Source organism: Deltaproteobacteria bacterium CG11_big_fil_rev_8_21_14_0_20_49_13 (genome assembly GCA_002796305.1).
GTDB lineage: Bacteria > UBA10199 > UBA10199.
The window spans coordinates 1-5,618 of record PCWZ01000087.1 but is presented as its reverse complement, the minus strand read 5'-3'; the positions used below and the strand labels follow the sequence as shown (position 1 = coordinate 5,618).

General features: G+C 48.1%; 6 protein-coding genes and 1 pseudogene (1 of these 7 running past the window's edge). 1 reads left to right on the top strand and 6 read right to left on the bottom strand.

Going from position 1 to position 5,618, the window contains the following annotated elements; all coding sequences use genetic code 11:
* From COV46_08680 to COV46_08670, 3 genes and pseudogenes are all read right to left on the bottom strand, one after another.
* A pseudogene (locus COV46_08680) lies at nt 1-323 on the bottom strand (hypothetical protein); it reaches 324 nt to the left of the window's first position.
* Nucleotides 324-360: 37 nt separating this feature from the next.
* Nucleotides 361-876 (bottom strand): hypothetical protein, encoded by a 516-nt coding sequence (locus tag COV46_08675; protein PIR16360.1) that lies wholly within the window; start codon nt 874-876, stop codon nt 361-363.
* 1 nt (nt 877) lies between these two features.
* Nucleotides 878-1,465 (bottom strand): hypothetical protein, encoded by a 588-nt coding sequence (locus tag COV46_08670; protein PIR16359.1) that lies wholly within the window; start codon nt 1,463-1,465, stop codon nt 878-880.
* A gap of 135 nt (nt 1,466-1,600) precedes the next feature.
* Here COV46_08670 and COV46_08665 point away from each other — a divergent pair, with 135 nt between their 5' ends.
* The gene (locus tag COV46_08665) at nt 1,601-2,686 is read left to right on the top strand and encodes a hypothetical protein (GenBank protein PIR16358.1); all 1,086 of its coding nucleotides are present in this window, start codon (nt 1,601-1,603) and stop codon (nt 2,684-2,686) included.
* Between the two features lie 10 nt (nt 2,687-2,696).
* Here the strand turns inward: COV46_08665 and COV46_08660 are convergent, their stop codons facing one another.
* The 3 genes from COV46_08660 to COV46_08650 form a co-directional block, all read right to left on the bottom strand.
* A complete protein-coding gene (locus COV46_08660; protein ID PIR16357.1) occupies nt 2,697-3,065 on the bottom strand; it encodes a metallopeptidase in 369 nt (122 codons plus the stop codon).
* A 6-nt stretch (nt 3,066-3,071) separates the two neighbouring features.
* The gene (gene ablA, locus COV46_08655; protein ID PIR16356.1) at nt 3,072-4,337 is read right to left on the bottom strand and encodes a lysine 2,3-aminomutase; all 1,266 of its coding nucleotides are present in this window, start codon (nt 4,335-4,337) and stop codon (nt 3,072-3,074) included.
* Between the two features lie 161 nt (nt 4,338-4,498).
* Nucleotides 4,499-5,548: an L-erythro-3,5-diaminohexanoate dehydrogenase gene (locus COV46_08650; protein ID PIR16355.1), complete on the bottom strand. Its 1,050-nt coding sequence runs from the start codon at nt 5,546-5,548 to the stop codon at nt 4,499-4,501.
* Nucleotides 5,549-5,618: the final 70 nt, after the last annotated feature.

Here is a 5,618-nt window from a genome sequence, read left to right as displayed (position 1 = left end):
TTTGCGGGGTCTTCTATCTTGATGAGCACCGGCCTTCCCAGGACGCTTTTGTATGGAAAGGTCTTAAGCTTCCTGAACTTCGCGCAGGTAAATTTAAGGGTCTCTTCGAGCGTCACAACATGGTCGCCCCTCTCCGCAAAGACGCGCGGTTTATTAAAGCCGAATATCTGGTCCTTTGTCTCGCCGTCGACGCCGATGGAAAGATACGCGATCTTCCCCTTTTCGCGGAGCCCCGCCAGCGCCCCGTTCAGGAACGTGGTCTTGCCGGAATTCTTCTTGTTCCCGACAATAAAAGTGGTCTTACCTAATAACCTCTTGATCATAACGCTCCGGACATATCATAATATTCAGCCGCTGACATCACTTATTCTTATCCATTATCTCCTCTATCCAGAACTGGGTCTTTGCCGGGATCTTATTGTGAGGATAATATTCGGCTATGATCTTAAAGACATCTTCCGCATTTTTTAATGCGAGATGCTTGATGAGAAAAACGGTATCATCACCGTCGAGAGTGTCGAATCGGGCCGAGATGCATTTCATTGCCAGCATATATTTGGCGCTTGGAGCCCATACCCTTAGATGCGAAAGGTTCAATATGTCCTCTTTCGGAGGATTGGAATGAAAAAAGCCCTTCACGGCATCGTTGAGCCAATTCTCATCCAGGCCAAACTTTTTGGCGACCGATCTACTTGCCCGTCTTATCTCTTTTGTAGGCTCAAAAATGGCGTCCACATCTTTTGTCGAAGCCCTAGCATTATACACAAGGCACATCACCGCTCCGCCGCATATGCCAACCTCGCCAAGCACATCCTTTTTGGCCAGTTCCGCGTTCAAACTCTTAAATAGGACCTTTATCAATTTAACATCTAACATATCATCTCCTTGATAAGAAATTCCCCAACACAAATATATTACGTCTCCTAAAATAGGCCGGTGATTCCACAAGTGCTAAAGCCTTTAAATTTTCAACCTCCGCAACAAACCACGGCTTCTCTAAAGACCTTACACCGGCACACCAGTCGGGAATTGCTATATTCAGTTCATTGCACAGAGCCTCAACTACCGATGCTATAATGGCCTCCATTTTAGAGGACAGGCCTATCATAGGAGGCATATTCACATATGATAGATCTTCATGTTCTCTAAAAGCGTCCACAAAATTAAAAAGCCAGATTTTCCAAGACTTCTCACCTTCGGCCAATATCCTTTCAGATACCATGTAAATAGAATCAGGCGGCTGTGAAAAAACTGTCCTAATTGCTAAAATAACCGCATCCTTCGGATAACCAAGAGAGCTGGCGATCCTTCCCAAGGTCGAAAGTTTTGCATCATGTTTACCTGATTCTATTAGCTGAACCGTCCTGAACGATACGCCCGCACTGGAGGCAACGGCCCTTTGAGAACATCTTTTCCCTCTACGTTTTTTTATCATTAAATCCATATAGTTATTATATAATGACATACTATATTATGTCAATATTTTAATAAAAAGTGTCCGACACTTACAAAAATAATGCAGATAATGATTGACTTTTTTTTTCTCTTGTTATACGCCACGCTGATAGCTGAAACAGCTATTCAACGAAAGGGGCATTATATGTCATGCACAACATGCAATCCTGTGAACCTAAAAGATAGAGGTTTCTCTCAAGGCTTCACTCAAAAACAGCCGCTGGTCCTGAAAGAGGGCTGCGTTGCCGGAAGTACCGGAGCGATATATTGCCTTGTCGATAACAGGGACGGCACTGCCTACATCGATGCAAGTAGCGAGGGCCAGATATCCGCCCCCTTTGCCATAGGTTATAGTGCTGAAATAAAGGCAACGGACGCTGACGCTGACGGATTCGAAAGGGTATATGTAACGACCGGTCTTGATGAAGGCGCTACATACAGAATTGACACGCAGATCTATGCAAAATTCTCCGCCTCTTATAGGGATGAATGGAAGAAGATAAGGGGAATAAAAGTCCCTTATGACCTCGACCTCACATTCGACGGCGACGGCTGCAATGGCACCGACTGGTTCTTTCAGGACGACCCCCTTGAAATAAACACCGTTCCCGGAGGCCTTTTTGTCGGAAGCTATCTCATCGCACCCGAGATAGTCACATACCTTACAGGTGAAAATAAATATTCTATACTCCGTTCTCACCCTCAAGATGTCGATCGGGTGAGGGACATCCTTAACTGCGCGCTCAATAACACGGACGGTGAGGGCGAGGCGACGCAGATAAGGAGCGCAATAGCAATGCTAGATAGCGCCGAGCCTTCTTTGTATGTAAGTGAAGGACCCTTAAAATTCAACCACGCTCATATCGGCATGTCGCTTGAAGGGGGCGATGTTGATATCCGCTCCGGCAGGAATGAGGATGGCCGGGTGACAGCGCTCCATGTGAACATATCACCCGAAGGCCTCGGCAACGACGAAAAAAAGTTCGATATAAACCTTTTGGGAATGACGATGGTCTATGACAGCAACTGCGGAAAAGATTCCTGTGGGGTCCCCTATGTGGGGATAATGAGTTTCGACGCGTCCGAAAAGATGCTTTATCTGGGACTTTTAAAAGATGCCCTCAAAAAAGCGGACCTTGCACAGGACCGCGAGACGATAAGGCAGGTCATATCCGTTATCGAAAATCCGCCGCCGAGACCCAAATGGGTAGGATGGCAGCCGGGTAATTAATTTCAGCTGATCAATCAGGGTCGTTTACGAACATGTCGTAGAGCTTCTTGACGTTCTTGGTGCAGACAAAGTCGTGGTGGCGAAAGCCGCCGCCGAATGTCTTGGGGATATGCATCAGCTCATGGATAATGGTTATATCCTGATCCTCTTTGGAAAGGCGTTCGAAACGCTCCAGGAACTCTATCACATAGAAGGCCTTGACCTCCATCGCCATCTGCATGACCTTTGGAAGGGCGTGGCATCTGGCAATGGTCCTCTTGGTCTTGGTGCCTCTGCTTCTAATGCAGGTAACGCGGTTACAATCTATATGAGAGAGCCTAAGCCGCCTTATGATCTCACACATCCTCTGCTGAAGGTCTAACGCAGGTTCATATTGCATGTTCTTTTATTTCTTTCGCTCGGTGCGAATGAGGCCTTTGGGCTCTAAGAATAGTTTTTCGCCGGCAAGGAGCTTGGCCACACCATCTAAAGGCTTATAGCGCTTATCCTTGCAGACATCACAGCGCCCGCAATTGCTAAAGACATCTTCCGGCTGGGTATATGCGGTGATAACCCCTTCATAATTGCGAAGTACCGCGCGTCTGTCCGACTGTGATATCAGGTAATTGGGCCCCACCGGTATCTTTCCGCCGCCGCCCGGGGCATCCACCACAAAGGTAGGGACCGCAAGGCCGGTCGTGTGGCCGCGCAGGTTCTCTATCGTCTCTATCCCTTTGACAACGCTCGTCCTGAAATGGGCGATGCCTTTTGTCAGATCGCACTGGTAGATATAATACGGTTTTACGCGTATCATCAAAAGCCCCTGCACCAGCTTCTTCATTATAGGCGGACAGTCGTTCACATCTTTTAATAACACGCTCTGGTTCCCCACAGGTATCCCGGCATCGGAAAGCCTCTCGCACGCCTCCTTCGCCTCGAGCGTTATCTCCTTCGGGTGGTTAAAGTGTACGTTCACGTAAATAGGCTGATACTTCCTTAGCATCTTTACAAGGTCGGCGGTTATGCGCTGGGGCATGACAACGGGTGTGCGGGTACCGATACGAATTATCTCAACATGCTCGATAGCGCGGACCTTATTTAAGACATACTCTATCTGATCGTCGCCCAGGACAAGCGGGTCTCCTCCTGAAATAAGGACATCCCTTATCATCTTATTTACCTTGATATATTCGACCGCCTTGTCGATGAGCTCTTTAGTCATATGCTGGTCGGTGATCCCTACCACACGCCTGCGCGTACAGTGACGGCAATACATGGAGCAAATATGCGTAATGAGGAATAGGACACGATCGGGATAACGATGAGTGAGCCCCGGCACAGGCGAATCGACATCTTCATGCAAAGGATCATCGAGATCGGAGATATCTTCTTCAAGCTCCGCGGCCGTGGGAATGGCCTGAAGCCTCACCGGACAGCGGTCGTACTTTGCATCCATGAGGGCGGCATAGTAAGGGGTTATCGCCATGCGGAACTTCTTAAGACATCTATAAAGCCCGTCCTCTTCTTCCTTTGTGAGCGTGGCGATCTTCTTGAGCGTTTCGACATCGCGGACGGCGTTCTTTAACTGCCACTTCCAGTCGTTCCAGTTGCCGGCCTTAACATTTTTGAAAAGGTCGATATGCTTGTATTCGACTGACTTATATTGTTTCATTTTTTTTCGTCATTGCGAGCCCCGAAGGGGCGCGGCAATCCAGATTATAAGATTGTGTTAACTGGATCGCTTCGTCGCTTTCGTTCCTCACAATGACACCACAACTTACGCACTCACGCACCCTTCGACTTCGCTCAGGGCATGCTTAGACACTTACGCACTTATGTATAGATCTTTTCGTACATCTTTCTTATCTTTTCAGATTCGCGCAGGATATTGAGCGTGATATCTGCATGGTTCCTGGCGTAACCGTTGCCTACTATCATGTTGATATCCTTGCCCACACCTTCCGCCCCGAGCGCCGCCTTTGTGAATGATGTGGCCATACTGAAGAAGTAGAGCGTTCCGCCATCACGTGTCATTAAAATAGACGCCATTTCGGTGTTGGGGATATTGACACAGTTGATGACAAGATCGGCCATTTTTCCGCCGGTCAGTTTATATATCTCATCATAGCATTTAAGTGAATCGGTCGCGTCCATCTGAAAGAGTTCGTCATAAAGTTCAAGGGCCGTTACGTCCTCAAGATGCTTACCTGAATGCCTGATGCCGATTATCTTACCGCTCTTACCCACTTTCTTGCGCGCCTCGTAGGCGCAGAGAACACCGGACTTTCCACAGGCGCCGATTATCACAACGGTGTCGCCCTCCTTCACAAGGCGCTGGGTCTGAGCTGGAGCACCGGCAACATCAAGGACAGCTAATGCCAAAGGTGTGGGCACATCGGATGGTATCTTTGCATAGATGCCGCTCTCAAAAAGTATGGCCTTGCCCTTAATATGGACCTGGTCGATATCCTTTTTAACATCCACGATCTCGTCTATCTTTAAGGGTGTAAGAGAAAGCGAAACAAGGCTCGCTATCTTGTCACCCTTTTTAAGCCCGCGAGAGGAGAGCTTTGGCCCTACTTCGTCTATGGTCCCTATGAACATGCCGCCGGAACCGGTGACCGGGTTCTGCTGTTTTCCGCGTTCGCCAACTATTCCCAAGATCATCTTCTTTATCTTATCGACATCGCCGCCACAGGCCTCCTTTATTTGCGTGAAACTCGCCGAATCAACGTTCAGAATTTCAACGTTAACGCGCATTTCGTTATCCCACATGTAGTCCATGTTGTTATCTAATTTTTGGGCCGGTTGCGGCAAAACACCCTTGGGTTCAATTACCCTGTGCGCGCCGAACGGATTTCCGTTCTCTTTGAAACTGGTCATAGATTCTCCAACCTTAGATGTCATTCTGAGCGAAAGCGAAGGGTCTCATTAACACAATTGAGGCAGGGGA

What these genes read in the sequence shown, in the direction of transcription:
- COV46_08660 (PIR16357.1), bottom strand. Translation starts at nt 3,065, where the DNA reads ATGCAATATGAACCTGCGTTAGACCTTCAGCAGAGGATGTGTGAGATC.
- COV46_08675 (PIR16360.1), bottom strand. Translation starts at nt 876, where the DNA reads ATGTTAGATGTTAAATTGATAAAGGTCCTATTTAAGAGTTTGAACGCG.
- COV46_08670 (PIR16359.1), bottom strand. Translation starts at nt 1,465, where the DNA reads ATGTCATTATATAATAACTATATGGATTTAATGATAAAAAAACGTAGA.
- ablA (PIR16356.1), bottom strand. Translation starts at nt 4,337, where the DNA reads ATGAAACAATATAAGTCAGTCGAATACAAGCATATCGACCTTTTCAAA.
- COV46_08665 (PIR16358.1), top strand. Translation starts at nt 1,601, where the DNA reads ATGTCATGCACAACATGCAATCCTGTGAACCTAAAAGATAGAGGTTTC.
- COV46_08650 (PIR16355.1), bottom strand. Translation starts at nt 5,548, where the DNA reads ATGACCAGTTTCAAAGAGAACGGAAATCCGTTCGGCGCGCACAGGGTA.